General features: G+C 73.5%; 24 protein-coding genes and 1 pseudogene. 11 read left to right on the top strand and 14 right to left on the bottom strand.

All coding sequences use genetic code 11. From position 1 onward, the window contains the following. Positions 1-69 precede the first annotated feature (69 nt). The gene (locus ACZ6TV_RS08650; RefSeq protein ID WP_465296550.1) at positions 70-2,616 is read left to right on the top strand and encodes a cellulase family glycosylhydrolase; all 2,547 of its coding nucleotides are present in this window, start codon (positions 70-72) and stop codon (positions 2,614-2,616) included. A 161-nt stretch (positions 2,617-2,777) separates the two neighbouring features. On the opposite strand, the gene ACZ6TV_RS08645 is transcribed toward ACZ6TV_RS08650, so the two are convergent. Together ACZ6TV_RS08645 and ACZ6TV_RS08640 are read right to left on the bottom strand one after the other, a co-directional pair. Next, positions 2,778-3,998 (bottom strand): MFS transporter, encoded by a 1,221-nt coding sequence (locus tag ACZ6TV_RS08645; protein ID WP_465296549.1) that lies wholly within the window; start codon positions 3,996-3,998, stop codon positions 2,778-2,780. A gap of 127 nt (positions 3,999-4,125) precedes the next feature. Next, positions 4,126-5,130 carry a LacI family DNA-binding transcriptional regulator gene (locus ACZ6TV_RS08640; RefSeq protein WP_465296548.1) on the bottom strand — a complete coding sequence of 335 codons (1,005 nt, stop codon included), beginning with the start codon at positions 5,128-5,130 and terminating at the stop codon, positions 4,126-4,128. A 169-nt stretch (positions 5,131-5,299) separates the two neighbouring features. On the opposite strand from ACZ6TV_RS08640, the gene ACZ6TV_RS08635 reads away from it, so the two are divergent. Further along, positions 5,300-6,517, top strand: coding sequence for a hypothetical protein (locus ACZ6TV_RS08635; protein WP_465296547.1), 1,218 nt, complete (start codon positions 5,300-5,302; stop codon positions 6,515-6,517). Between the two features lie 110 nt (positions 6,518-6,627). Here ACZ6TV_RS08635 and ACZ6TV_RS08630 read toward each other — a convergent pair whose 3' ends face one another. After that, a complete protein-coding gene (locus tag ACZ6TV_RS08630; protein WP_465296546.1) occupies positions 6,628-7,632 on the bottom strand; it encodes a hypothetical protein in 1,005 nt (334 codons plus the stop codon). 126 nt (positions 7,633-7,758) lie between these two features. Here ACZ6TV_RS08630 and ACZ6TV_RS08625 point away from each other — a divergent pair, with 126 nt between their 5' ends. The 6 genes from ACZ6TV_RS08625 to ACZ6TV_RS08600 all read left to right on the top strand — a co-directional run bounded on the left by ACZ6TV_RS08625 (position 7,759) and on the right by ACZ6TV_RS08600 (position 12,086). Beyond that, positions 7,759-8,205, top strand: coding sequence for a hypothetical protein (locus tag ACZ6TV_RS08625; protein WP_465296545.1), 447 nt, complete (start codon positions 7,759-7,761; stop codon positions 8,203-8,205). Beyond that, positions 8,202-8,507 (top strand): transcriptional regulator, encoded by a 306-nt coding sequence (locus ACZ6TV_RS08620; protein WP_465296544.1) that lies wholly within the window; start codon positions 8,202-8,204, stop codon positions 8,505-8,507. Before ACZ6TV_RS08625 ends, ACZ6TV_RS08620 begins: the two co-directional genes overlap by 4 nt. 119 nt (positions 8,508-8,626) lie before the next feature. After that, positions 8,627-9,544, top strand: a complete 918-nt coding sequence (locus ACZ6TV_RS08615) for an ABC transporter ATP-binding protein (protein WP_465296543.1) — start codon at positions 8,627-8,629, stop codon at positions 9,542-9,544. Next, on the top strand, positions 9,538-10,251 hold the full coding sequence (locus ACZ6TV_RS08610) for an ABC transporter permease (RefSeq protein ID WP_465296542.1): 714 nt from the start codon (positions 9,538-9,540) through the stop codon (positions 10,249-10,251). Before ACZ6TV_RS08615 ends, ACZ6TV_RS08610 begins: the two co-directional genes overlap by 7 nt. A gap of 9 nt (positions 10,252-10,260) precedes the next feature. Beyond that, positions 10,261-11,445 (top strand): sensor histidine kinase, encoded by a 1,185-nt coding sequence (locus ACZ6TV_RS08605; RefSeq protein ID WP_465296541.1) that lies wholly within the window; start codon positions 10,261-10,263, stop codon positions 11,443-11,445. Then, positions 11,442-12,086 (top strand): response regulator, encoded by a 645-nt coding sequence (locus ACZ6TV_RS08600; protein ID WP_465296540.1) that lies wholly within the window; start codon positions 11,442-11,444, stop codon positions 12,084-12,086. Before ACZ6TV_RS08605 ends, ACZ6TV_RS08600 begins: the two co-directional genes overlap by 4 nt. A gap of 26 nt (positions 12,087-12,112) precedes the next feature. On the opposite strand, the gene ACZ6TV_RS08595 is transcribed toward ACZ6TV_RS08600, so the two are convergent. The 6 genes from ACZ6TV_RS08595 to ACZ6TV_RS08570 form a co-directional block, all read right to left on the bottom strand. After that, on the bottom strand, positions 12,113-13,198 hold the full coding sequence (locus tag ACZ6TV_RS08595; protein WP_465296539.1) for a hypothetical protein: 1,086 nt from the start codon (positions 13,196-13,198) through the stop codon (positions 12,113-12,115). After that, positions 13,195-13,704: a SigE family RNA polymerase sigma factor gene (locus ACZ6TV_RS08590; RefSeq protein WP_465296538.1), complete on the bottom strand. Its 510-nt coding sequence runs from the start codon at positions 13,702-13,704 to the stop codon at positions 13,195-13,197. Before ACZ6TV_RS08590 ends, ACZ6TV_RS08595 begins: the two co-directional genes overlap by 4 nt. 69 nt (positions 13,705-13,773) lie before the next feature. Further along, positions 13,774-14,001 carry a hypothetical protein gene (locus tag ACZ6TV_RS08585; RefSeq protein WP_465296537.1) on the bottom strand — a complete coding sequence of 76 codons (228 nt, stop codon included), beginning with the start codon at positions 13,999-14,001 and terminating at the stop codon, positions 13,774-13,776. After that, positions 13,938-14,879, bottom strand: coding sequence for a hypothetical protein (locus tag ACZ6TV_RS08580; RefSeq protein WP_465296536.1), 942 nt, complete (start codon positions 14,877-14,879; stop codon positions 13,938-13,940). The genes ACZ6TV_RS08585 and ACZ6TV_RS08580 overlap by 64 nt, the downstream gene beginning before the upstream one ends. Before the next feature lie 105 nt (positions 14,880-14,984). Next, on the bottom strand, positions 14,985-15,401 hold the full coding sequence (locus ACZ6TV_RS08575; protein WP_465296535.1) for a DNA-binding protein: 417 nt from the start codon (positions 15,399-15,401) through the stop codon (positions 14,985-14,987). Positions 15,402-15,446: 45 nt separating this feature from the next. After that, on the bottom strand, positions 15,447-16,553 hold the full coding sequence (locus tag ACZ6TV_RS08570; RefSeq protein WP_465296534.1) for an ROK family transcriptional regulator: 1,107 nt from the start codon (positions 16,551-16,553) through the stop codon (positions 15,447-15,449). Positions 16,554-16,643: 90 nt separating this feature from the next. Here ACZ6TV_RS08570 and ACZ6TV_RS08565 point away from each other — a divergent pair, with 90 nt between their 5' ends. The 3 genes from ACZ6TV_RS08565 to ACZ6TV_RS08555 all read left to right on the top strand — a co-directional run bounded on the left by ACZ6TV_RS08565 (position 16,644) and on the right by ACZ6TV_RS08555 (position 20,129). Then, positions 16,644-17,930 (top strand): DUF1479 domain-containing protein, encoded by a 1,287-nt coding sequence (locus ACZ6TV_RS08565; protein ID WP_465296533.1) that lies wholly within the window; start codon positions 16,644-16,646, stop codon positions 17,928-17,930. 62 nt (positions 17,931-17,992) lie between these two features. Continuing rightward, the gene (locus ACZ6TV_RS08560; RefSeq protein WP_465296532.1) at positions 17,993-19,108 is read left to right on the top strand and encodes a methyl-accepting chemotaxis protein; all 1,116 of its coding nucleotides are present in this window, start codon (positions 17,993-17,995) and stop codon (positions 19,106-19,108) included. Positions 19,109-19,112: 4 nt separating this feature from the next. Beyond that, positions 19,113-20,129, top strand: a complete 1,017-nt coding sequence (locus ACZ6TV_RS08555) for a GGDEF domain-containing protein (protein WP_465296531.1) — start codon at positions 19,113-19,115, stop codon at positions 20,127-20,129. 54 nt (positions 20,130-20,183) lie between these two features. Here the strand turns inward: ACZ6TV_RS08555 and ACZ6TV_RS08550 are convergent, their stop codons facing one another. The 5 genes and pseudogenes from ACZ6TV_RS08550 to ACZ6TV_RS08530 form a co-directional block, all read right to left on the bottom strand. Further along, entirely contained in the window at positions 20,184-20,435 is a 252-nt protein-coding gene (locus tag ACZ6TV_RS08550; RefSeq protein WP_465296596.1) for a hypothetical protein, read from the bottom strand. Positions 20,436-20,469: 34 nt separating this feature from the next. Continuing rightward, positions 20,470-20,595: pseudogene (locus ACZ6TV_RS08545) on the bottom strand (hypothetical protein); the annotation flags it as partial. Next, entirely contained in the window at positions 20,549-23,275 is a 2,727-nt protein-coding gene (gene fxsT, locus ACZ6TV_RS08540; RefSeq protein WP_465296530.1) for an FxSxx-COOH system tetratricopeptide repeat protein, read from the bottom strand. The pseudogene ACZ6TV_RS08545 and the gene fxsT, both read right to left, overlap by 47 nt. 10 nt (positions 23,276-23,285) lie before the next feature. Continuing rightward, entirely contained in the window at positions 23,286-24,482 is a 1,197-nt protein-coding gene (locus ACZ6TV_RS08535; RefSeq protein WP_465296529.1) for a TIR-like protein FxsC, read from the bottom strand. Positions 24,483-24,491: 9 nt separating this feature from the next. Beyond that, positions 24,492-25,238, bottom strand: a complete 747-nt coding sequence (locus tag ACZ6TV_RS08530) for a TIR-like protein FxsC (protein ID WP_465296528.1) — start codon at positions 25,236-25,238, stop codon at positions 24,492-24,494. Positions 25,239-25,325 lie beyond the last annotated feature (87 nt).

Raw genomic sequence — 25,325 nt, 5'->3', positions numbered from 1 at the left:
AAACGTCGAATGCGAGCCACACTCGCGTCTACTATGCGTGCCACTTCGCCTCTCCTGGCCCTCCGACGGATGTGGGCAGCGCCGCAGGGCCGTGCCGCCACGGCCGTCGTCGCCGTGCTCCTCGCCGTGGTCGCGGCCGGTGCCGCGACGGATCCGTCGGGGCTGCTCGCACCGGTCGGCGGCCGGGGGCTGCCCCTCGCGGGCGGCGGCAGCCCCTTCCGCTGGGCACCCCTCGCGGTCGGGCTGCCGCTCCTCCTGGCCGGCGCGGCGGCTCCCGTGCTGCTCGTCGGCCGGCGGTTGACGGCACGATGGGTGTTCGTCACCGCCTGGGTAGCGGTCGCCGGCGCCGGCGCCTGGGCGAGCGCCGCGAGTGGCTTCGTGTCGGCGGTTCCGGTGCTGGGGCGGCACCTTCCGGCCGGTCCGGCGCTTCGGTTCGCGGTGAGCACGAGCGGCTTCGCGGCGTTGAAGTACGCCGTCGTCGGCGCCGTGGTCGCGGCCTGCGCCGCGCTCGCCTTCCGCGCCGGACCGGCCGAACCTTCCCCGGTCGAGCCCGAGACCGGCCCTTCACCGGCCCGGCCGGTCCTCGCACCGGTGCTGGTCGTGTTCGCCGTGGCCGCGCTCGCCGCCGCGGGACCGGCGGCGCAGTGGTGGCGCGGCGGCCCGGTCGGGTACGCGTTCGCGGGCTTCCTCGCCGCCCCGACCGCCGCCGCCGGTGTGCCCGGGTTCCTCCTCGGCACGGCCGTGTTCCTCGCCGCCGTCGCGGCGGTCGTCCGGTCTCTGGGCCGCCGGCTGCCCGGCGCCGGGCCGCTCGCCGCCGGCGTGACCGTGTGGCTGGCCTCGGTGGTCGCCGGCTTCGGCCTCGGGGTCGCCGGCGCGGCGATCGCGCCGTTGACCGGGCGGCTCTCCGGCGCCGGGCCGGACAGCTGGTGGATCAGCACCGCGTTGCTCGGCGTCGCGACCGGGCTCAGCTACGGCGCGGCCGTCGGCCTGCCGGCGGCGGTCCTCGTGGCGCTCCTGGTCCGGCTCGGCGCGCGGTGGCCGTCCGTCCTGCTGCCGCCTCCCCACACCCGGCGGCGGCTGGCGGCCCTCGCGGTGGCCGGGGTGCTGCTCCTCGCCCTGGCGCCCCTCGCCGGCGCGCCCGGGCAGCCCGGACCGCCGGCCTTCGCCGCGGTCGCGGGTGGCAGCGGCATGCAACGGCTGCAGGTGCACCCGGCGGCCGGCCGCGACGGGACGCCCACGATCGGCGACAGCACCGGCCGGCAGGTGATCCTGCGCGGCGTCAACGTGAACCAGCTGATCGACTACTACCTGCGCGATCCGGCCGTACCGGCGACGCGGCCGCTGACCGATGACGACTTCGCCCAGATGGCGGCGCTGGGCTTCAACGTGATCCGGCTCGGCATGTCGTGGTCCCGGCTGGAGCCCGAACGCGGCAGGTTCGACGAGTCGTACCTCCAGCAGATCCGGGCGGCGGTCGCCGGCGCCAAGGCACACGGGATCTACACCGTGCTGGACATGCACCAGGACGCGTGGGGCAATGCCCTCGCCAGGCCGTCCGAGCGGTGCGGCGGCGGCACCACGCCGACCACCGGCTGGGACGGCGCGCCGGCCTGGGCGACGATCACCGACGGCACGGCGCACTGCCAGTTCCTGGCCCGGGACCTCGCGCCCGCGGTGGCGACGGCGTTCGGCAACCTGTACGCCGACCGGGACGGCATCCAGACCGAGCTCGTCCGCACCTGGGCGTTCGTCGCCCGCGCCTTCGCCGGTGAACCCGCCGTCGCCGGGTACGACCTGCTCAACGAGCCGGGCATCGGGACCGGCCCGCCGATCAGCTCGGGGCTGCTGCTGGGCCGGTTCTACGACGCCGCCATCACCGCGATCCGCGCGGCCGAGAACGCCGCCGGCGGGTTCGCCCACGTCGCCTTCTTCCAGCCGAGCGTGCTGTGGTCCGGTCTCGGGTTCGACGTGACCCCACCGCCCGGGTTCACCGCGGACCGGCAGCTGGTGTTCGCCCCGCACCCGTACAGCGAGTCCATCAGCATGGACCAGAGCCTGGGCCTGACGATCGCGTCGATCGAACGGAACCTCACCGTCTCCACCCGCGCGGCCGCCGGCTACGGCGCCGCGCTGTGGCCCGGCGAATGGGGCTGGTTCGGCGAACCCGAGACGGACGGCGTGAAGGTGCGGCGCTTCGCCGCGGCCCAGGACCGGCTCGGCATCGGCGGCGCGTTCTGGGTGTGGCGGCAGGGCTGCGGCTCGCCGGAGACCGGCGCCGACGCGGCCACGTCCGGCAACCTGGTCGCGGTCGACTGCCGCACGGGTGCGTCGATCCCGCCGCCGGCAGCCTTCGCCGAGCCGCTGTCGCGGGCCTATCCCCGCGCCCTCCCGGGCCGGCTGGAGTCGCTGACGGCGGGCCCGCGCGGCGCCGAGCTGCGGATCACCGCGACCGCCCCGCCCGACCCGGTGGACTGCCGGCTCGACATCTGGTTCCCCGGTACGGCCGAGCCGCGCCTGCGCACCGCGAACGTGCTCGACGCGTCGGCGGAGCAGGTGCCGGGCGGCTGGCGGATCACCGGCTGCGCGAGCGGCGCCTACTCCGTCACGGCCACCTGAGCGTCCCGGGGCGGTCATCCCGCCGGCCGGTGGTGCGGTGCATGACCGCCAGGCCGGCGGCGGCGGGCTCGGGTGCCGCCCGGGCGGTCAGTCCCGCCGGCCGGTGGTGCGGTGCATGACCGCCAGACCGGCGGCGGCGGGCTCGGGTGCCGCCCGGGCGGTCAGTCCCGCCGGCCGGTGGTGCGGTGCATCACCGCCAGACCGGCGGCGGCGGTGAGCGTGAGCGCCGCGGGGATGAGGAACACGTGGGGCAGGCCGACGGTGGCGACGCCGAGGCCGCCGCCCAGCCCCCCGATGGCGGAGCTGAGGGCGCTGGAGCTGAGGAAGACGGCCGACGCGGTCGCGACCGCGGTGGGGAGCAGGCGTTGCGCGACGATGATGCCGAGGGTCATGAACACGGCCCAGACGCCGCCCATGAGCGCCTGACCGAGGAACAGCCCGGCGGCGGTGCCGGTCGTGGCGAAGCAGACGTTCGCGGCCACGCCGAGCCCGGCGGCGACCACCATGAGGCGCATCGTGCCGACCCTGCGGGCGGCGATGACGGCGACCGGCATGAGCGCCAGCTCGACGAGCGGCTGGATGCCGATGACCGCGCCGCTGACCGCGGGGTCGAGGTGCAGAATGTCGTTCATGTAGATGGGCAGGTAGGCGTACTTGATCGGCTCACCGGCGTAGACCAGGACGAACAGGCCGGTGAACGCGAGCAGCGGCAGCATCGCCGCGAGCGGTGGCCGGCGCGGGCCGTCGGCGGACGGGTGACGGGCGGGCGGGGTGCGCACCGTGCCGAGCGGGACGACCTGGGCGAGGGTGCAGGCCCCGGTCACGACGAGCACGGTGCGCAGGTCCACCGCGGCGGCCAGGAACGATCCGGCGACCGGTCCGACGACCCAGCCCGCGGTGAGGGCCATCCGGACGATGGCGACCACGCCGTCGTTGCCGCGGTCCGGGTGCAGGGCCGCCTCGTCGTGGATGGCGGCGAAGAGCTGTGAGGTCGCGGCGCCGGCGAAGCCGAGCACGAGCGCGCTGATCGCGAACGGCATCCACAGCTGGGTGGAGTACGCGATGCCCAGCCAGCCGAGGAAACCGGCGGCGGCGCAGACCCGGAACAGGCCCAGCCGCCCGCCGGTGCGGTCCGAGCGGGCACCGACCAGGTAGCCGGCGACCGGTGCGGTCAGGTTGGTCAGGTAGAACAGGCCGGCGGTGGGCAGCGAACTTCCCAGGACGTCGACCAGGAACCTGGCGATCTGCGGGGCCGCCGCCGACATCCCGGCACCGGACAGGAACAGGGCGATCGTCGCCCCGCGGAACAGCGGCGAGGCCAGCACGAGCCGCACCGGCGCGTGCTCCGGCCGGGTGGTCGCCGCCTGTTCGGTGTCGCTCATCGACTCGCCGCTCCCGTCGCCACGTCTCGATCCGTCGCCGACGGGCGGGGTCGCCGGCCGGCAGGGACCGGACGCTAGCGGCGAGAGCGCTCCCAGTACCAGGGCCCGGTACCAGGGCTCAGTGGTCTCAGCCGGCGCTCTGGCGACGCACCAGTTCGACCGGGAAGCGCTGCCGGTACCCGGGCGGGACCGCGTCCTGCAGCAGCAGGCGGGTCGCGGCGGCGGCCATCTGCTCCACCGGGACCCGCATGGTGGTCAGCGGCGGGTTGGCGCACACCGCGGCGATGCTGTCGTCGAACCCGACCACGCTGACGTCCTGCGGCACGCGGCGGCCGGTCGCGGTGACGGCCTGTACGACACCGGCGGCCATCAGGTCGCACGCGACGAACATCGCGTCGACCGCCGGGTCCTGCTCCAGGATCCGGTGCGCGGCCCGGTAGGCGTCCTCCCGGCGGAAGTCGCCGACGGCGCCGATCCGCGGCAGTCCGAGCGCCTCGACCGCCCGCACGTATCCGGCGCGGCGGTCGATCGCGCACGCGTTGTCCTCCGGGCCGTGCACGGCGGCGATCCGCCGGCGCCCCAGCCGGTGCAGGTGCTCGACGGCCGCGGCGGCACCGCCGACGTTGTCGACCTCGATCGCCGGTACCGGCGCCGCCGTCGCGACCAGGGACACCACCCGCCGGCACCGCCGGTGGAACCGCATCGCCAGGTCCGGGGTGACGTCGGCGAGCACGGCGCCGACGGTCGCCTTCGCCGCCAGCGCGTCCAGCGTCCGCTCCGCGTCGTCCCACGCGACCGGATGGACGTGGACCTGGACGTCGAGCGGGTCCAGCACGGACGTCACCCCCACCAGCACCCGGCTGAAGTACGGGTGCGTGCCCATCCAGCCGTCCGCCGGGCCGTGGTGCACCGCGACGACGTCCACGGCCCGCGGCCGCCCCGACGCCAGTCCCCGCGCGGTCTGGTCGGGCACGAACCCGAGCTCGGCCACGACGCCGCGGACCCGTTCACGCACGGGCCCGGACGCACCGGGCAGGTTGTTGATCACCCGGGACACCGTCGACCGTGACACGCCGGCCGCGCGGGCCACATCCTCGATCGTCAGCTTGGACCTGTTCGGGACGCCACTCACCGGTCCATCATCGTCGGCCGGTCCGGCATCCCGGCAGCGGCCCGGACCGGCGCGCGGCGACCGCGTTCACCCGTTCGGAACGTGTCGCCAACGTGACAGCCGGTATCTGCCGGCGCCTGCGCGGGGTCGGCATGCAGGTAGGTCCGGACAACGGTGGAGGGGACGGCTGATGAACCGGTACGAGGCACAGGCCCACGTGCGGCTGCTGGCGAAGGAGAAGGACGCGGAGTTCGCCCGGTTCGCCGACCGGGCGGTGGAGCTGATCAACGACCCGGACGAGATGCAGCAGAGCAGCTTCGGCGTGTGCGGGATGGCGGCGGTCGTGCGGGCCATGCTCGCCGACGACGACCTGCAGCGCTTCGCCGACCTGCTGGACGCGGTGTTCCGGGACCGGGCGTTCAACGGGATCACCGTGGCACCCGGCAAACTGCTGGCCGGGCGGCTCAAGCAGTGGACGCGCAAGACCGAGCACGAGGCCGAGCTGGGACTGACGCCGCCGCAGCCGCTGTACGAGCTGGACTTCATGCTGTCCCGGGCGCTCGGCAAGCTGCTCAAGGAGCGTTCGCCGCACATCTACGAGCTGCAGCTCATGACCTCCGAGGACATCTCCGCGTCGTTCCGCACGAGGCCGGGCACCGCGCCGGTGCGGCTGTTCGACCTGCCGATCCGGTACCGTGCCGACCTGGACGCGGCGACGGTCGGCGACGACCTCGCGTACTGGCTGCGGATGAAGGACTGGCGCTCCGCGTACCTGTGCGGGTTCTCCATCAACCCCACCGGCGCGACCGTCGAGGTCCTCGAGCGCGGCCGGAAATGGCGGATCAAGCTCGTCGACGCCGACCGCCGGCTGCTGGTCACCAGCGGCATCGGGCGCCTCGACGTCGCCTACGACGCCTACGCCGAGGCGGCGCAGAGCCAGCCGCTGGTGTACCAGGCCGCGGTCAACGACTCGGTCATCTACCAGAAGGACGGCGACCTGGCACTCGACCCCGACGGCATCGAGGCGATCATGACGAAGGTGCTCGGCGCGCCGAGCTACACCTGGTCGCCGCTGGCCGGACGGGTCGACACCGCGGTCGCCGCGATCAACAACGAGTTCACGCAGCACCGGCCGTACGTCATCGGCTTCGTCAACGGCGTCGACGGCTGGCTAGGCCGGACGAGCGGCGACACCGCGGCGTTCGACGGCCCGCCTGCGCCACCCCGGACGCTGTTCGGGCACCGCACCCCGGTCGGCGAGCACATCGTCGCGATCACCGGCCCGATCGACAAGGTCAAGGACCACTACCACGTGCCGACGTGGACGTGGGGCGAGTCGTTCGTCGCGAAGATCCCGGCCGCGCACCTGGCGGGCTACCTCACCGGGTGTTCCCACGGCCAGCTCTGAGCCGGCCAGCTCTGAGCCGGCCAGCTCTGAGCCGGCCCGCTCCGGCGGCGGCACCCCCGGCCGCCGCCGGAGTCCCGGTCCTCACCGGTGGTCGCCTCCACCAGGTCGGCTCACGGCAGATACCAGCCGCGGTATCCCTCGTCCACCACCCGGTCGTGGACGGCGCGCAGCCACGGCCGGCGGACCTCGGGCAGCCGGGCCAGCGTCATGAGGAACACGTCGCGGTCGAGATGGAAGCGGTACAGCGGCCGCAGCAGCGGCGGCGGATCGTCGCGGCGTTCGTCGGCGGGCAGCGGAACCGGGGCGCGGACCGGCCGGTACGCCAGGCGCACCCAAACGTCCCAGTCCACCGGCACCGCGTCGCCGCCGTCCGGCAGGGGCCAGACGGCGCCGGTCTGCGGGTGCCGCGGGACGAGCGCGATGTCCACGTCCCCGGCCGGTAGCAGCGGGCCGGCCACGGTCAGCCGGCGCACCGGCGGGGCGGGCGGCAGCAGCGCGGCCAGCGGCGCCCCCAGCAGCTCGGCGACGAACCCGTCGGCGACGGTGACCGCGACGCCGCCCGACGCGGCCAGCAGGTGGGCGAAGGACGCCCCGAGCGCCATCGACCACAGTGGACTCCAGTCGCCGTCGGGCTCCAGCGGGTCGAGGCCGCCCCGCTGGTCCCAGAGGTCCGCCCAGCCGAGCAGGGGCACGGCGGCGGCACCGAGGTGCACGACCGCCCCGGGGTCCAGCCAGACCGCTTGCCAGTAGCCGCAGTCGTCGATGCGGGTCGCGACCAACCGGCCGCAGCGGGCGCAGGCGAGGTTCGGGCCGTCGCTGCCGCCCATGCCGCAGCAGGCCCACCTGCCGGCGAGGTCCTCGCGGAACACGGTGCCGCGCGCGTCGCCCGGCGCGATCACGATCGCTCCCCGCGGCCCGCCCGGCACGACCTCCCGGGGCGCGAACCAGCCGGCGTCCTCCGCCGCCTCCGCGCCGCCCTCGGCCCAGCGCCGCCACGGCGGCCCGAACGGATACGGGTCGACGGCATACGTGCCGGGCTCCATCAGCACGCCGAGCAGCCCGTGCCCGTACCGGCCATGGGCGTGCGGCGGCAGCGTCACCTCCGCCAGCGGCACGGTGAGCTCGGCCCCCGCATCCCTTGCACCCGAACATCGCGGCCGATTCTTCCGCAACGCCTCCCTGGCGGCCGCCCCGATTGACTTTCCGTCTTGGAATGTGATTGACTTTCCAACATGGAAAACATGGGCGGTGCGGGTGCGGCGGAGCAGTTGACGGCCATCGCCGAGGCCCGGGGCGCGCTGGCCGACCGGCTGGTGACGCCGTGGTGGTATCACCCGGCGCTGGGTCTCATGCTCGGCGCCTACGTGGTCGCGCTCGCCCTGGGCAACACGGGCGTCAGGCTCGCCGCGGGCGTGCTGTTCACGCTGGGCTGCCTCGGGCTGGCCGGCGTGTACCGGCGGCTGACCGGGGTCTGGGTGTCGGGCCTGGACGGGGGCCGGGCCAGCCGCTGGGCGATCGGCCTGGGCGTGCTGATCGCCGCGGTGGCGATCACCGCCTGGGCCGTCGGCGCCTACACCGACCTGCGCTGGCCGATCTGGGCGCTCGCCGTGACAGCGTCCACCGGCACCGTGTTCATCGGGCGGCGGTTCGACTGCGCGTTGCGGGCCCAGCTGCGGGACGGGCGGTGACCGAGTCGTTCGACGAGGTGATCCACGCGCCGAACCGGTTGCGGATCTGCGCGTTCCTCGACGCGACCACCAGCACCGAGTTCAGCGTCCTGCGCGATCTGCTCGGCGTCGCCGACTCGGTCATGAGCAAGCATCTCAAGGTGCTGCAGGACGCCGGCTACATCGAGGTGGCCAAGCCCACCGGCCGGGGACGGGTGAAGACCTGGGTCAGTCTCACCCCGTCCGGCCGGCAGGCGTACCGCCGCCACGTCGCGGCGTTGCGAGCCCTGTTCGACGACGCGCCGGCACCGGAAAGCGGCTGAGCACCCTCGTCCGGGACCGGTACCCACCGATCGGTGGGTTCGGCGGCCAACCGCCTGACTGGGGCGGGCCCGTCCGCCGGTGACTGCCGGCATTGCACGGACGGCGAAACGATGGGCGCATGGCACCGGTCATCGAGATTCGGAATCTGCACAAGCGGTACGGCGGTACCGTCGCCGTCGAGGACGTCTCGCTCAGCGTCGAGCCCGGCGAGATCTTCGGCATCCTGGGCCCGAACGGGGCCGGCAAGACCACGACCGTGGAGTGCGTCGCCGGTATCCGGGCACCCGACGGGGGTGCGGTGACGGTCCTCGGGCTCGACCCGTGGCGGGACCGCGCGGCGGTCACCCGGCAGGTCGGCGTGCAGCTGCAGGACGGGAAACTGCCCGGCCGGCTGCGGGTCGCCGAGGCCCTCCGGCTGTACAGCTCCTTCTATCCCGATCCTGCCGACTGGCGGCAGCTGATGGACGGGCTCGGCCTGGCCGGGAAGGCGAGGACCCGCTACGCGAAGCTGTCCGGTGGGCAGCAGCAGCGGCTGTCGATCGCCCTGGCGCTCATCGGGAACCCGCGGGTGGCGATCCTCGACGAGCTCACCACCGGCCTGGACCCACAGGCCCGCCGCGACACGTGGGAGCTGATCGAGGACGTCCGCGGCCGGGGCGTGACGATCGTGCTGGTCACCCACTTCATGGAGGAGGCCGAGCGGCTCTGCGACCGGATCGCGCTCATCGACGCCGGGCGGGTCGTCACGGTGGACACGCCCGCCGGGCTGGCCGAGCGGGCCGGCGCCGGGCAGCGGATCCGGTTCCGGCCGTCGGCGCCGTTCGACGACGCGCTGCTGACCGTGCTGCCCGACGTCACCGGGGTCACCCGCCGCGGCGACCTGGTCGTCGTGGACGGCACCGGCGACGTCCTCTCCGCCGTCACCGCCACCCTGGCCCGGCACGGCGTCACCGCCGGGCAGCTGCGCGTCGAGCAGGCGAGCCTCGAGGACGCGTTCGTCGCACTCACCACCGTCGAAAGGAACGCGCCGTGCTGATCGCCGTGGAGACGAAACTCGCCCTCCGGGAGAAGGTCGCGCCGATCTGGGGCGTCGCCTTCCCGCTGCTCCTGCTGGTCATCCTCGGCAACGTCCCGTCGATGCGGCGGCCCGAGGCGGCCAACGGCGGGCTGTCGACGTTCGAGCTGTACGTGCCGGTCCTCGTCCTGTTCAACCTGGCGATGCTGGCGCTGATCGCGTTGCCGAACACGCTCGCCGGGTACCGCGAGACCGGCGTCCTGCGGCGGATGCGCACCACCCCGGTCGGGCCGGCCAGGGTCCTCGCCGCACAGCTCGTCGCCAACCTGCTCATCGCGCTCGTCGCGGTCGCCGTCCTGCTCGCGGTGGCGCGGATCGGGTTCGGCGTGCCGCTGCCGCCGAATCCCCTCGGGTTCGCCGCCGGGTGGGTGCTCGTGGCGGCCGCGCTGTTCGCGATCGGGCTGCTGGTCACCGCGCTCGCCCCGGGCCGCGGCGCCGCCACCGCGATCGGCACCGTGCTGTACTTCCCGCTGATGTTCTTCGCCGGGTTGTGGGTGCCGGTCACGCAGATGCCGCCGCTGCTGCGCGACATCAGCCACGCCACCCCGCTCGGCGCCGGGGTACAGGCGTTCCAGGACGGGTTCCCGTCGCCGCAGCCGCTGCTGGTGCTGCTCGCGTACGCCGCGGCGGGCACCCTCGCCGCGATCCGCTGGTTCCGCTGGGAATAGGGTCGTTCAATGGCCGACGAGACGCCACGCGGAGCGTGGGTGCTGGTGGTCGTGGTGCCCTACGTGCTGCTCGCCGCGCTCACCGCGTACACGGTCGTCATCGGCGGCGGGCTCGTCGACCTCGGCCTGTGCGCGCTGGTCGCGGCGTGGATGCTGGGGATGTTCACCTTCCGGCGGGACACCTGGGACCGGACCGGGCCGATGCTGGTGTACTCCGCCGGCCTGCTGATCCTCATCGCCGTGCTGGTCCTGCGGGAGCCGATGTTCGCGTTCCTGACCCCGGCCGCCTACATCCACGCCTACGCCGTGCTGGGATGGCCGTGGCGGCTGCCGGCGATCGCCCTCACCGCGGTCATCGCCGGGACCGCGCAGGCCACCGACGTGCCGAAGACCGACGCCGGCGGTGTCGCGATCACCGCGGGGATCATCGGCTTCAACATCGCCATCATGCTCGGCATGGCCTGGATCCTGCGGGCCGACGAACATCAGAAGGCCGAGCTCAGCCGGGCCAACCATCTGCTGGAGGCGACCGTCGCCGAGAACGCCGGCCTGCACGCCCGGCTGCTCGCCCAGGCGAGGGAGGCGGGCATCCTCGAGGAGCGCCGCCGGATGGCCGGCGAGATCCACGACACGGTCGCGCAGGGGCTCATCGGCATCGTCACCCAGCTGCAGGCGGCCGAGCAGGCGGGCCCGGTCCCCGAGCCGTGGCGGCGGCACCTGGAGACGGCGAAGGGGATGGCCCGGCAGAGCCTTGCCGAGGCCCGGCGGTCCGTCGACGCGCTGCGCCCCGAGCCGCTGGAGACCGGGCACCTCGGCGACGCGCTCACCGAGGTCGCCGAGCGCTGGTCGGCGCTGCACGGGCTGCCGGTGCGGGCCACCACGACCGGCGAGCCCCGGCCGCTGCCGCCGGAGGCGGAGTTCGCGCTGTTCCGCACCGCGCAGGAGGCCCTCGCCAACGTCGCCCGGCACGCGAACGCCGGCCGGGTCGCGCTGACGTTGTCGTACCTGGAGCACGAAGTCGCCCTCGACATCCTCGACGACGGCAAGGGCTTCGATCCGGCCGGCACCGGCTTCGGCCTTATGATCATGCGGCAGCGGGTCGAAGCGGCCTCCGGCACGCTGCGCATCGAGTCCGAACCCGGCGCCGGGACCGGCATCTCGGCGTGCATCCCCGTTCCCTGGAGCGCCTCATGAGCGACGACCCGGTCCGGCTGCTCGTCGCCGACGACCACCCCGTCGTCCGCAACGGGTTGAGCAGCATGTTCGCCGCCGCGCCCGGCTTCGAGGTGCTGGGCGAGGCCGCCGACGGCGCGGAGGCCGTCCGGATGGCGCAGGCGCTGCACCCCGACCTGATCCTGATGGACCTGCGGATGCCGGGCATGGACGGGCTGACCGCGATCACGGAGCTGTCCCGCCTCGGTGTCGCCGCCCGGGTACTGGTCCTGACCACCTACGACAACGACAGCCACGTCCTGCCGGCGATCGAGGCCGGCGCCACCGGGTACCTGCTCAAGGACGCCCCGCGCGAGGAGCTGCTGCGCGCCGCCCGGGCCGCCGCGAGGGGCGAGACGGTGCTCTCCCCCGCCGTCGCGGCCCGGCTGGTCAACCGGGTCCGGACCCCGCCGCCGCAGCTGCTCAGCCAGCGCGAGCTGGAGGTGCTGGAGCTCGTCGCCGCCGGCAACACCAACCGCGAGGCCGCCGCCCGCCTGTTCATCACCGAGGCCACCGTCAAGAGCCACCTGCTCAACGTCTACACCAAGCTCGGCGTCAGCGACCGCGCCGCCGCGGTCGCCGAGGCCTTCAACCGCGGCATCCTGCTGCCCCGCTCACCCTGACCGCCTCGGCAGCGGCACCGCCCCGGTCAGGGGCGGCCCAGCACCAGGGCGGTCACCTCGTCCGGCACCACGTCGGCGGGCAGCGGCGTGATCCGGCGGACCGTGCCGTCCAGTCCGACCAGCGCCACGTCGTCGGAGCGCACCATCGCCAGCTCGTCCGGGCCGGTCCAGTACACCACCCTGGCGTCGCCCTGCAGGGTGCCCGCCGGCTGGCCGGTCGAGAGGTCGATCACGGTGGCCTGGCCGCTCTGGGCGACGACGACGAACCGGCCGTCCGGCGACCAGGAGTGCCGGCCGGGGACGGCGCCCGGCACGGTGTCGCCGGTGCGGGTGCCGGTCGCGGCCGAGTACACGATCGTGCCGGCGTCGAAGTCCTTCTGGGTCAGTTCGGTGCCGTTGGGCCGCCAGCCGGGCGCGCACGCCTCGAGGCACACGATGTTGGGGCCCACCTTCTTCGCGGTGGCCGTACCGGCGTCGGCGACCGCCATCTGGATGCTGTCCGGTTCGGTGCCGTCGGTCGCGTACACCACCTTCGTGCCGTCCGGCGACCAGTCCGGCGCACCGCTGACGATCTTCGGTCCGGTGATCCACTGCACCTTGGCGGTGGCGACGTTCAGGATGCCGACCCGCTGCCCGTCGATCACCGCCGCGAGGTCGCCGGCCGGCGCCGGGCGGACGGTGTTGTACTGCACCGTGCGGTAGGTGCCCTTGCTCCGGACGAGGACCAGGGTGCCGTTCTGGGCCGGGGCGGCGACGATGACGAGACCGCCGCCGACGTCGACCGGGCCGGCGCCGAACTTCGGGGTCGGGCCCGGGGTGGCCGGCGGCCGCTGGGCCGGTGCCGACGGGCTCGCCGGCTGCGCCGACGGCACCGGCGCCGTGCTGCCCGGCGCGGCGGGCGTGACCGGCACCCCCTGGCCGCCGGACAGCACGGCGTAGGGGACGGCGAGCGCGCCCACTGCGGCCACCGCGGCGAGCCCGGTCAGGGCGCGGCGGCGCCACAGCAGCCGGCGGTACCGGCGCACCGCCGGCTCGGCGAGGTCGACCGGGCGGGCCTGCCCGACCAGGTCCTCGAGAGCGTCGCGCAGCGCGGTGTCGAAAGGCTGGTTCACAGCGATACTCCATCCAGGGCCGGAGAGTTGGCGGCGGCGCGGCGCAGCTTGGCCAGCGCCCGCGAGGTCAGGCTGGCGACGGTGCCGGTGGAGCAGCCGAGCAGGTCCGCCACCTGCTGCTCGGTCATGTCGTCGAGATAGCGCAGCACGATGACCGCCCGTTGCCGCGGGGTCAGCACGCGCAGCGCGTCGCGGAGCACGAGCCGCAGGTCGGTCCGCTCGTTGGGGTCGGCGACGACCTCCTCCGGCGGCGCGGCCGTCAGCGTTTCCGGGCGCCGGTGGCGGTACCGCCACACGGAGATCCAGTCCCGGTACATGATGCGCTTGACGTACGGCTCCGGGTCCGCGGTGATACCCGGCCACTTCAGCAGCGCCTTGGCGAGCGCGCCCTGCAGGAGATCCTCGGCGGCGTGCTGCGCACCGGTCAGCGCGTACGCGAACCGGAACAGCGCATGACTGCGGTGCGCCACGAACTGCGTGAACTCGTGCTTGATTACGGCATCCACGTATTACCTCCACCGCTACATACGCCGGACGCCGGCGGAACCTTGCCGGTGCTGCAGCGGTTTCTCGCGCTACTTCACGCGGGCGCGGATCTGCGCGGCGCAGCCGTCCGCGACCGGCGCCCATCCGGTGCCGAACACGTCCGCGGCGGCCTGCTCCAGGTCCGTCCCCTCGCGGGCGACGGCGCCGAAGAACGCCAGCATCCTGTCCTCGCCGAACCGCTGCGCCAGACAGGTCACGGCGAGCAGGGCCAGCCCGTACCGGGCGCGCTGGTCGTCGTCGGACAGGCCGCCCGGCATCCCGCCGAGCGTGATCGCGCCGTCCCAGCGCTTGGCGCGCACGACCGGCGCACCGCCGGCAGCCGGTCCCTGGTCCAGGCACCGTCCCGGTCGGCGACGTACTCCGCGAGCCCCTCCGTCAGCCACCACAGCCGCTTCGGGCCGTACTCGTCGACGAGGGTGACGACGTGCGCGAACTCGTGCGCCAGCAGGTTGACCGACGTGTCCTGGCCGGCCTGGACCGCGACACCGTAGGACCCGACCGCGTAACCGTCGGCGCTGTCGCCCTGCCCGTTCCACCAGGTACGCCACTGCTCCGGCCCGGCGACGTAGACCACGTACCGCTTCGGCGGCGCTCCCCACCGGGCGAACCGGTCGGCGATGTCGGCGGCCTTGTCGGCGTCCGCGACGGTCCGGCCGAACTGCCCCGCCAGGGACGCCGCCCCGGCCACGATGACCCGGCGGCCCGTGACCGCCTGCAACGCCGTCATGTCCCACGGCAGCACCGTGCGCTGGAACGTGGTCGCCACCGCCCGCCCGTCGCGGACCGTCCACGTGCTCGGCAGTTCCAGATCGACCGGTGCGCAGTCGGGGTCACCGAGGCAGTAGCCGATCTTCACCGTGACGTTCCACCGGTCGTCGGCGTCCAGCGGCATCCAGTGCACCTTCGCGGCCCGCGGCCGCGCGGTCGTCCCGGCGGCGAGGTACAGCGCCACGACGAGCCCGGCGACGACCGCCATGGTCAGCACGGCCCACGGCCACCGCCGCTTCCGCCCGGCCGGCGGTGCTTCCGGCGGCAGGGGCGGCCCGGCGGAGGACGCCGTGAACGGCATGGGCACCCCGTAGCCACCCACACCGACGAACTCGACGGCCCGCGGCTCGTCGTCCTCTGCCTGCACGCGCGCACGGTACTGGATCTTCCCGGCCGCCCGCTATCAGCGCCTCGGCCGTGACGTCGACATCGACCTCACTGTCCGCCGGCACGCGCACCACGGCCGGCCCGGTCATGTCGCCGGGTCGCTGCGGGCCTCCAGCCGTTCGTAGCGCTGCCGGGCCGCTTGCGGGGTGCCCAGGCCGAGGCTCAGCGCGATGTCCTGCCAGGTCATCGCGCGGGCGCGGGCGGTTCTGATCAGGTAGAGCTCCGTGGCGTCCATTTCGGCCCGCACCTCGGGGAGCAGGGTCAGCGCCGCGACCAGGTCGGACGTGTCCAGCGGGGGCTCGCCCGGGGCCGGCGGGATCGACCCGGCGGCCATCGCCGCGGCGACGCGGACCACCTCGTGCGGGGCGGCGACGTCCGCGTGGGTGTGCCGTGAGCGCAGCTCGGGCGAGGCGGCGTGGCGCTCGGTGAGGTGGGCCAGCGCGGCGTACACCCGCTCCGCGCGCCGTGCCTCGGGGTCGGGGAAGGTCAGCATCTCCGTCATACCGTCGGAGCATGCCACTTCAACGATCTGTTTTCAACAGATTGTTCAAATCGTCGCGGCGCCGGTGATGGTCGCGCGCAGGCGGTGCAGGGCCTCGGTGCGCACGCCGGTCAGGACGGGGTCGGTGGTGACCGTGGCGGGGCGGACCGGGACCTGGCGCGGGGCGAGGGCGGTCGCGGCGCGGATCGGGTCGGCGAGGGCGGGCCCCCAGGTGCCGCCGAGGACGATCTCCTGCGGGTCGGCGAGGGCGACCACGGCGGCGACCACGCCGGCGACGGCCGCGCCGATCGCCGTGCGCAGCGAGGCGTCGGTGGCGCAGCGCTCCAGGACGACCTCGACGTCGATGGCGGTGGAGCCGGCACGGCGCAGGCCGAGCGCGCCGAACACGTCGATGAGATAGGTCGCGCGGCCGGCCGGCCCGATGGTGAGCAGGTGCGCGATCTCGCCCGTGAGGCCGTGATGGCCGCGGCGGACCGTGCCGTCGTTGACGATCGCGCAGCCGAGGCCTTCGCCGAGGTACAGGTAGGCGAAGTCGGCCGGCCGCCCGGCGGCGTCACGCTCGGCGAGGGCCGCCCAGTTGACGTCGTTGTCGACGGTCACCGGGCCGTCCACGAACGGGGCGAGGACGGCGACCGCGTCCAGCGACCCGACGAGGAAGGGCGCGTCGGGCAGCTGCACGAGCCGGCCGGTGGCCCGGTCGACGGGGTCGGCCGCCCCGACGACCGCCAGCCGCGGCCGTGGCCCGCCGGTGGACAGCGCGGCGAGCAGGGCGGCGGCGACCTCGGTCGGGTGGGCGGGCCGGCCGATCGGCGCGGCGCCGCGGGCCACGGTGTCGCCGTAGGCGTCCACGTATTCGGCGAGCACCCCTTCCGGCGCGATGGTGACGGCGAGGGCGACCCCCACCGACGGGTCCAGGGCGTAGTAGGACCCGACCCGGCCCCGCCCGCGGCCGCCCGGGGTGCGCTCGCCGGTGTCGGCGACCAGGCCGCGCTCCGCGAGCCGGCGGACACTCTCGCCCGCGGTCGGCTTCGAGATGCCGATCTCGGTGGCGAGCTCGGCCCTGGTCAGCTGCCGGTGCCGCATCAGCGCGCGCAGGACGTGCTCGTCGGTGACCGACCGGACGAGGTCCAGCGACGGCATCGTGGGGTCCACCGTGCGAATTCTAGTCAGGACCCTTGCCTTGTATCGCCGCGGGCCGTACGTTCGATACAAGTAAAGACACCTACCTAGAATGGAGGGGCCGTGATCGACACCGCGCTGCCGCACTGGGAGGAGACCCCCGCCGACCTGCGGGCGGCGACCCGGGAGATCAAGGCCGCCCTGCGCGGGCGCATCGCCGCGTCCGGACGCACCGTCGAGGAGGTCTTCGCCGTCGTCGAGCGGCGGGTGCAGGCAGCCGTCGACGAGATCGCGGCCGCCCGCCGCACCGGCGAGACCATCTGGCCGGTGATCGACTATGCGGACATCGCCGCCGGCACCGTCTCCGCCGCGGACGTCGCCAAGCTGCAGCGCCGCGGCTGCCTCGTGGTGCGCGGGCACTTCGAGCGCGAGCAGGCCCTCGGCTGGGACCGCGACATCGTCGACTACGTGGAGAGCAACCGGTTCTTCGAGCACTACCGCGGCCCCGGCGACGACTTCTTCGGCAGCGTCGGCTCCAAGCCCGAGATCTACCCGATCTACTGGTCGCCGGCGCAGATGCAGGCCCGGCAGAGCGAGCGCATGGCCACCGTGCAGGCGTTCCTCAACAGCCGGTGGAAGCACGAGTCCGGCGGCACGCAATGGTTCGACCCCGACCGGGACTCGCTCTACCCCGACCGGATCCGCCGCCGCCCCGAGGGCTCGGACTCCGCCGGCCTCGGCACGCACCTGGACCCCGGCACCCTCGACCTGTGGATGACCCGGGCCTACCAGCAGGCGTTCCGGCACCTGTTCGACGGCAGCGTCGAGCGGTACGACCCGTGGGACGCCGCCCATCGCACCGCCGGCCCGCAGTACCCGGGCTCCACCATGTGCTCGGCGTTCCGCACCTTCCAGGGCTGGACCGCACTGTCGGACATGGACCACGACCAGGGCGTCCTGCACACGGTGCCGATCCCCGAGGCGATGGCCTACCTGATGCTGCGCCCGCTGCTGAGCGACGTGCCCGACGACGACATGTGCGGCGTCACCGTCAACCAGGTCTTCCCGGCCGGCCACAAGTGGCACGCCCCGCTCATGGAGGCACTCGCCGGCATCCCGGACGTCAAGGCCGGCGACTCCGTCTGGTGGCACTGCGACATGATCCACAGTGTCGCGCCGGTCGAGGCGCAACGCGGCTGGGGCAACGTCATGTACATCCCGGCGGCCCCCTGGTGCCCGCGCAACGAGCAGTACGCGGCGTCCGTCCGCGCGGCGTTCCTCAGCGGGGAGAGCCCGTCGGACTTCCCCGCCGAGCACTACGAACGCGAATGGCCCAACCGCTTCCAGCCCGCCGACCTCAACGACATCGGCCGCCGCGGCCTCGGGCTGGAAACCCTCAACGCGGGCTGAACGGTGCCGATCGGGGGACTGTGCCGGACTCGCAGCAGACCCGTAGACCCGCCCGGTCCATCATGTTCGTCGGGGTCGCCGGGCAGGCCGTCTCGACGGTCGGCGTCGGCGCGCTCGGCTTCTGGCTCCTGGACGCCACCGACGCCGTCGACATCGGCCTCGGCACCGCGGTCGCGTTCATCTGCGTGCTCACGGTGGCGAACGCGTTCTCGGCGTACCTCGGCATCAGACCGCTGCTGCAGGCGGCTCAGCAGGTCCTCAGGCACCTGGACGCCATGGTCACCGGGGACCTGACCCGCCGGCTCAACCTGCACCGCAAGGACGAGTTCGGGCTCATCGCGGGCGCGCTGGACCAGGCCACCAGCTCGATCCACGGCGTCGTCAGCACCCTCGACGCGTCGGCGACCGCGCTGTCCGGCGCGTCCGGCGAGCTGCGCGACGTGAGCCAGGGCTTCGCCCGCAACGCCAACCAGTCCAGCAGCCAGGCGCAGAGCATCGTGACCGCCGCGGAGCAGGTGTCCCGCAACGTCGACACCGTCGCCACCGCCTCCAACGAGATGAGCGCCTCGATCCGCGAGATCGCCCAGAACGCCGCCCAGGCGGTGCAGGTCGGCGACGACGCGGTCCAGGCGGCGACCTCGACGAACGCGACCGTGGCCAGGCTCGGCGCGTCGTCGACCGAGATCGGCAACGTGGTCAAGGTGATCACGTCGATCGCCGAGCAGACGAACCTCCTGGCCCTCAACGCCACCATCGAGGCGGCCCGCGCCGGCGACGCCGGCAAGGGCTTCGCGGTCGTCGCCGGTGAGGTGAAGGACCTGGCGCAGGAGACGGCGAAGGCGACCGAGGACATCTCCCGCCGCGTCGAGGCCATCCAGCAGGACACCCAGAACGCCGTCGACGCGATCGGGCAGATCACCGGGATCATCTCGAAGATCAACGAGTACCAGCAGACGATCGCGGCGGCGGTCGAGGAGCAGGCCGCGACCACCGCCGAGATGGACCGCAGCGTCAACGCCGCGGCGACCGGCTCGTCCGACATCGCCCGCAGCATCACCGGTGCCGCCGACGCCGCTCGCACCACCCAGGCCGGGGTCGACGACGCGCTGCGGCTCAACGGTGAACTGGAGCGCATGTCCGCGGAGCTCCGGACCGTCGTGGCCACGTTCCGCATCTGACCGCGTGAGCACGTCCCGGCAGGGCCGCCTCGCCCGCGCGCTCAGGGCCGCCGGCCCACGGCGCGGCGGACCGGAACGCAACCTCGCGACCGGCCTGCTCGCCGCCGTGCCGTCGGCCATCTACCTCGGCGAGGCCGTCCTCGGCCCGCGCCCGGTCGACCCGGTGCCGACCGCCGCCGGGGCCACGCTCGCGGCCCTGTGCGCCGTGCTCGTCTTCGCCGGTGCCAGCCGGGCGGTCGGGATGCTGCAGACACCCGCCGCCGTGATCGGCTGCGGCTCGATCGTCCTGCTGGACATCGGCACCGGCAACGCCGGCGTCACCGGACTGCTGTACTTCTACATGCCGGTCCTCTTCGCCGCCGTCCACCTGCGGGTCCCGGGTGTCGTCGCCGTCACCGGCGCCGCCCTCACCGGCGAGGCCGTCGTCACGCTGACCCTGCTGCTGATGGCCGCCGCGCTCGCCCGCGCCGGCCTCGCCCAGGACCGGCTCGTCGGCCGGCTGCGGCACCTCGCCGACGTCGACCCGCTCACCGGCCTGGCGACCCGCCGCATCCTCGACCAGGCCCTTGAACAGGCCCTCGAACACGCCGTCCGGCAGGCCGGCGATAAGGACGCCGAGACCGCCCTGGTCCTCATCGACGTCGACTGGTTCAAGGAGATCAACGACACCTACGGCCACGCCGTCGGCGACGACGCCCTCACCCACATCGCCGCCATCCTCCACGAACGGTGCCGCGGCGCGGACGTCGTGGCCCGCCTCGGCGGCGACGAGCTGGCCGTGCTGATGCCGGGCTGCTCCTACGACACCGCCGTCGCCCGCGCGAAGGACTTCGTCGGCGCCGTCCGCGCCAGCCCGCTGACCCTGCCGGACCGGCGCACCGTGCCGCTGTCGATCAGCGCCGGCGCCGCGCACGCCCCGAGCCAGGCGCACACCGCCCGGGACCTGTACACCAGCGCCGACGCCGCCCTCTACGCCGCCAAACGCGACCGCCGCCCGCCGGCGTCACACCCGGGCGAGTGACCGGACGCGACCGCCCCGGCCCGGCGGGCCGGAACATCGTCCCGCACCCCTCTCCTAGATCGGGTGCGGGTCCAGGACGCGGTGCAGGAACCGGCCCTCCTGCAACGCTCTCACCGCCGGGTGCGCTTCACCCAGAGCGCCGGCGAGGTCGGCGAGCACCTGCGGGTCGGCGACGCGCGGGACCTCGGCGGACTCCATCAGCGAGACGTTGGCCCGGGCCCGCAGCGCGTCGGGATGCCCGTCGCCGAGCACCTGCTCGGTCAGGTCCGCGATGCTGCCCGTAGCTGCCCAGTGCGCGCAGGTCACCGGCGAGGCCGCCGGCCGTCATCAGCGTGTCGGGCGCGGACTCGCCGAGCACCTCGGTCTGCTGCTCCAGCGTCTCGGTGTCCAGCGCGAGCGCCTCCTGGACCCGGCCGAGCTCACGCAGCGCGTTGGCGTGGTTGAACTGCGCCCGCAGCAGCGGCACGAGAATGAGCTCCTGCTCGGCCGGGTCGTCCGTGGCGGCCAGCCGGTCCCGCCACGCCGTGGTGATCCGTCGCGCCAGCCCGTCCGCCTGCCCGCTGGAGCCACGGACCCAGATGTAGCGGATGCGGTCGACCATCAGCTCCAGCACTGCCGCGTCGTCGGAGGCGAGCGCCATTTCGAACAGCGACCGGGACCGTGGCTCGGGTCCGCCCTCGACCTCCAGGTGCGGCCAACAGCATCCTGTACCAGTCCCAGGTGGACGCGTTGTCCACGTCTTCCTGGGGCGGCGAGGCGACGAACACCCGCAGCACGTCCTGCTGCGTCGACTCGATCCGCTCGATCGGCATCCGGGCCCGCACCACGTTCTGCAGGATGCGGTGCACCTGGATGCGGCGGGAGCTGTTGTCCAGCTTCAACAGGGCCAGCCGGTTGAGCTGCTGGATGAGCTTCGCCGCGCTCGAGCGGCGCAGCAGGGTCGGGTCGGTGCGGCGCAGCAGCTCGACCATCGCGCTGTTGTTGAGCAGGTCGAGGGCGATGTCGGGGGCGAGCACGGAGCAGATCTCCAGCAGCCGGTAGGCGCCGGGCGACTCCTCCTGCAGCTGGTTGAGCGACACCTCCCACACCGCGTTGATCGCGTCCTCGGTCTCCCCGGCCGCGATCTGGGCGCGGTACTCCGCGGGGGTGGTGCCGCTGGTGGCGAGCTGCGCACCACCGACGGCGAGGGCGATGGGCAGGTCACCGAGCAGGGTCGCGATCTGGTTCGCGTCCTCGTCGGAGATCCCCTGCACCCGGCGGCGCAGATGGGCGATGCTCTCCGCGCGGGTGAACACGTCCACGGGGATCGTCACGGCGCTCTCGCTGCCCCACGTCTGGTTGCGGGTGGTGACGATGACGTGCCCGTGCCCGCCGGAAGGCAGGAACTCCTCGATGTCGGCGAACTCCTCGACGTTGTCGAAGACGATCAGCCACCGGCCGTAGTCGACGGTGCGGCTCAACGCGTCCTTCACGGCCCGGTAGCTCAGCGGCACGTTCTGCTGGCGGGGCAGGCCCATCCGCTCGCCGAGGTCCGCGAAGGCGCTGTCGATGAGCACCTTGGGGTCGGCGTTGACCCAGTAGACGAGGTCGTAGGCGGCACCGAAGCGGTGCACGTACTCCAGCGCGACCTGCGTCTTGCCGACCCCGCCGAGGCCCTGCAGCACCGCGATCGACGGCGCACCCGGGCGGGCCTGGCGCAGCGCGGCACGCAACGCGCTCAGGGTGATGGCACGGCCGGTGAACTGGACGTTGGCCACCGGCGCGTTGGTCACGTCGGGCCCGCGGCCGGGGTAGCGGCCGGCGATGCTGTCCGGGTTGGAGCCGACGTCCGGGGCCGGGCGGCCGAGCAGGCCCGCGACCTTCTCGATGGCGTCCTTGGCCGGCAGCCCGGCGAGGAACACCGACGCGTCGGCGGCGAACGCGGGCAGCGGCGTGGTTTCGTCGATGTAGACGGCCAGGGAGCCCTCCGGCACCGTGGTGCCCGAGTCCACAAAGGACGCCGAGACGATCACCAGGGAGCGCGACTTGCGGCCCGGCCGCTCCGCCTGGTCCAGCACGGAGACACCGGTCGCGGCGAGCAGCCGTTCCATCCACTCGTGCCACACCTCGTCCCGCGGGGTGAAGCACAGCATGATCTCCGCGGTGCGCACCACCCGCTTGCGCTGGAACCGGTCGCGCCACTGGACCCGGAGCGCGTCGTCGAGCTTCGGCATGGAGGTGACCTTGCCGGCGGTGACCGCGGCCGCGATGTGCTCGTACGCGGTCAGCAGCGACGACTTCGCCCCGCTCTGGTCGCCGAAGGTCGCGAGCGTCTCCTCGTAGGCGTACCAGGCGTGGTACGGCACTTCCACGTCGAACCAGTACCGGTCCCGCTCCGCCTCGGTGAGCCCGCTGGGCAGCCCGGCGAAGCGCAGCATCGCGTGGGACCGTCCGGCCTCCGCCTTGTCCTTCTCGGCGATGTCGACCCGCATCGGCACCGGCAGGACCCGGATCCGGCGGTTCTCGTACTGCTTGCTGACCTGCTGCCCGACCGTCGCGGCGCCGTCGATGCCCTGCTCGCTGTAGGTGAAGCAGTCGACCAGCACGTCGGGCAGGTGGATCGTGCAGATGTCGGCGACGTCGCTGAGCCCGGTCCGGCTGTCGATCAGCGTGTAGTCGTAGTTGCGCTTCATGTCGGCCCGCAGGGCGTCGAAGAGTTTCGTGCCGTCGAGGTTGTCGTAGAAGACGTCCCAGTCCAGCGCGCCGACGGTCGACTTGTAGTCCCGGTTCTGCCGGCCCGCGGACAGGAAGTCGATGCTGCCGCCCTCGGCGAAGTCGTACTGGATCGGAAACGCGAAGCGCTGCGTGTTGGCGAAGTGCTCCTCCCATCCGGCCGGCAGCTGCCGCGGCTGCGGTGCGTTGATCGGCTGGTTCTCGAACTCGCGGATCATGTCGATGACCCCGGCGTTCTGGCGCACGGCGGCGGCGTCCACGAACGGGTTGAAGAAGCGGTGCAGGCCCGGCGACTCGAGGTCCCAGTCGGCGACCAGCACCCGCATGCCCCGCTCGGCGAGGATCCAAGCGACGTTGGCGAGCGCCATGGTCCGGCCGGTGCCGCCCTTGAACGAGTAGAAGGTGATCACCTGGCCGTTGCGATCCATGCTCATCGACACGCTCTCAGAAGGTGGGGTCGGACGACGGGTCACCCGCGGTCAGGCGCAGGCGCGGTGACCGGACAGGCTGGGGGGAGGAGATCGGTGCGTTCTTCAGATACTGCCGCCGCGCCTCGCTGATGAGCCTCGGCAGGCTGGACACGAACTCGGTCAGTCCCGGGAGCTGCTTGGCCGCGGGACGGCCCAGCCCCGCGATCATATCTTCCACCCGTGCGGCGAGCTCCCGGCCCCGCGGCGCGGTGCGGTGGTCCGAGGCGTCGAAGGCGATCACCGGGATCGCCCACGACGGCAGCCCTTGCAGCACACCGGCCAGGTCCCGGTCGTGCCCGCCGCCGTCGACGAACCACGGGTCGATGAGCAGGACCGCCGGGCGGGTCTCCAGCAGGTTGCCGACCCGCGGGATGTCGGTGACGTACGTGGCGAGATTCAGCCGTTCGGCGGACGACGCGACGTACTCCGCGGCGGTGAGCGCGTCGGCGTCGTGGAAGGGTCGCCACTGGGTCGCGTCGTCGGTGTAGTCCCCCGGGTCGCCACCGGCCGCGAGCTCGTCCCGCACGGGGGCGGCGACCACGACGACGAACTGCGCCTCGTCCCGGTCGATCGGCTCAGGGGTCGGCGACGGCGCCGGCGACGGACTCAACGGGTGGTGGGTGGCGATGTCGGCGATCTCCGCGGCGATGCGTCGCAGGACCCCGCGGTACTCGTTGCGGTACATCGAGAACCGCGACAGAGCCCGCAGCCCGTCCTTCTGGTACGCCTCCACGTCCGGGGCGACCGCGATCGCCTTCGCGATCTCCCGCCGCTGCTCCCACGGCGGCAGCGGATCCCACAGCACCGGCTGGATGTGCCGCGGCTTGCCGGTCGACGGCGACGCCTTGAGCCTTGCCCGGAACGACTCCAGCTCGCTCAGCGTCCAGGCGTTACGGAAGTACGTGGCGGAGTACAGCGGGACGAACACGTGCGTCGCGCTGAGTGCCAGCGTGCGGGCCTCGTTCCAGTCCGTGCCCGGGGGCAGCTCGGTGTCCAGGAAGCCGACCGGCCGCTCGTCGTCGATGCCGACCAGCGGGCGCAGCTCCCCGGAGAGGTCGCCGAAGAACTTCTGCACCTCCAGGTCCGGCTCGGCGGTCGGGCCCTCCAGCGGGGACAGGTGGGCGTAACTGAGGAAGAAGTACGTCTGCCCGGACTGATACGTGGGATGCACAGCCCCTCCTTACCTGAAGCTCCGGGAGATGCGCTTGCTGTCCTGCAGGACCCGCCGCTCGACCCGGTTGTTCCAGGCGACGTCCACGATGTGCTGGGCAAGGCGAAGGATGATGCCGTCGGTGCCCTCGACACCGAGGGCGAGCAGCCCGTGGAGGCCGTCCTCGGTGTACTGGTGCGCGAGGTCGTCGTTCGGCAACCGCCTGGGCGCGAACCGCTGGATCTTGTTCACCGCCGACGGGATCGTGCCCGACCGCGACGGGGTCCACACGACCGGGATGATGGACGTCTCGTGCAGCGCGGGGTTCCGCCGGCGGACCGGTCGTTCGATGAACGCGTTCCACTCCACCGCGCAGTACGCGCTGCGCATGTACGCCGGAGACAGCAGCGCGACGAACACCTGGCAGGTGCCGACGGCCCTCAGCAGCTCGGGCTGCCACTGCTCGCCACCGCCCATGGCCTGGTCCATGAATCCCGGGTCAGCGCCGGGTCCGCGGTAGACCAGGTTGTTGACCTCGTAGGACAGGTCGGTGAACAGCCGCTTCACCCGCAGGTTCGGGTCGTGCTGCTTGATCGGGCCTTCGTTGAGCCGGGTCGCCCTGGCGTACGAAAGGAAGAACAGCGGGGCGCTCGCATCCAGGTCCGGCTCGAACGGGTCCGCCGGAGGCGCGCCCGGATCCGGGTCCGGCGGGAGTGCGCCCGTATGCAGCGGCGGTGGGGGTCCGCTCGCATCCGGGTCCGGCTCGACCTCGGGCACAAAGTCGCTCCTGTCAGTCTGTGGCTCCGACACCTGTCACTCGCTCCTGCGTCCAGAGAAGCACAGCGATCCACGCCCTGCCATCCC

It is taken from the genome of Dactylosporangium sp. NPDC051087 (genome assembly GCF_055586325.1).
The sequence above is the reverse complement of the archived record's forward strand: the minus strand, read 5'-3'. Positions and strand labels throughout refer to the sequence as shown.

Coding starts and splice junctions, on each gene's coding strand:
- ACZ6TV_RS08650 (WP_465296550.1), top strand. CDS start 70: ATGTGGGCAGCGCCGCAGGGCCGTGCCGCCACGGCCGTCGTCGCCGTG.
- ACZ6TV_RS08645 (WP_465296549.1), bottom strand. CDS start 3,998: ATGAGCGACACCGAACAGGCGGCGACCACCCGGCCGGAGCACGCGCCG.
- ACZ6TV_RS08635 (WP_465296547.1), top strand. CDS start 5,300: ATGAACCGGTACGAGGCACAGGCCCACGTGCGGCTGCTGGCGAAGGAG.
- ACZ6TV_RS08625 (WP_465296545.1), top strand. CDS start 7,759: ATGGGCGGTGCGGGTGCGGCGGAGCAGTTGACGGCCATCGCCGAGGCC.
- ACZ6TV_RS08615 (WP_465296543.1), top strand. CDS start 8,627: ATGGCACCGGTCATCGAGATTCGGAATCTGCACAAGCGGTACGGCGGT.
- ACZ6TV_RS08605 (WP_465296541.1), top strand. CDS start 10,261: ATGGCCGACGAGACGCCACGCGGAGCGTGGGTGCTGGTGGTCGTGGTG.
- ACZ6TV_RS08600 (WP_465296540.1), top strand. CDS start 11,442: ATGAGCGACGACCCGGTCCGGCTGCTCGTCGCCGACGACCACCCCGTC.
- ACZ6TV_RS08585 (WP_465296537.1), bottom strand. CDS start 14,001: ATGCCGGGCGGCCTGTCCGACGACGACCAGCGCGCCCGGTACGGGCTG.
- ACZ6TV_RS08575 (WP_465296535.1), bottom strand. CDS start 15,401: ATGACGGAGATGCTGACCTTCCCCGACCCCGAGGCACGGCGCGCGGAG.
- ACZ6TV_RS08560 (WP_465296532.1), top strand. CDS start 17,993: ATGTTCGTCGGGGTCGCCGGGCAGGCCGTCTCGACGGTCGGCGTCGGC.
- fxsT (WP_465296530.1), bottom strand. CDS start 23,275: ATGAGCATGGATCGCAACGGCCAGGTGATCACCTTCTACTCGTTCAAG.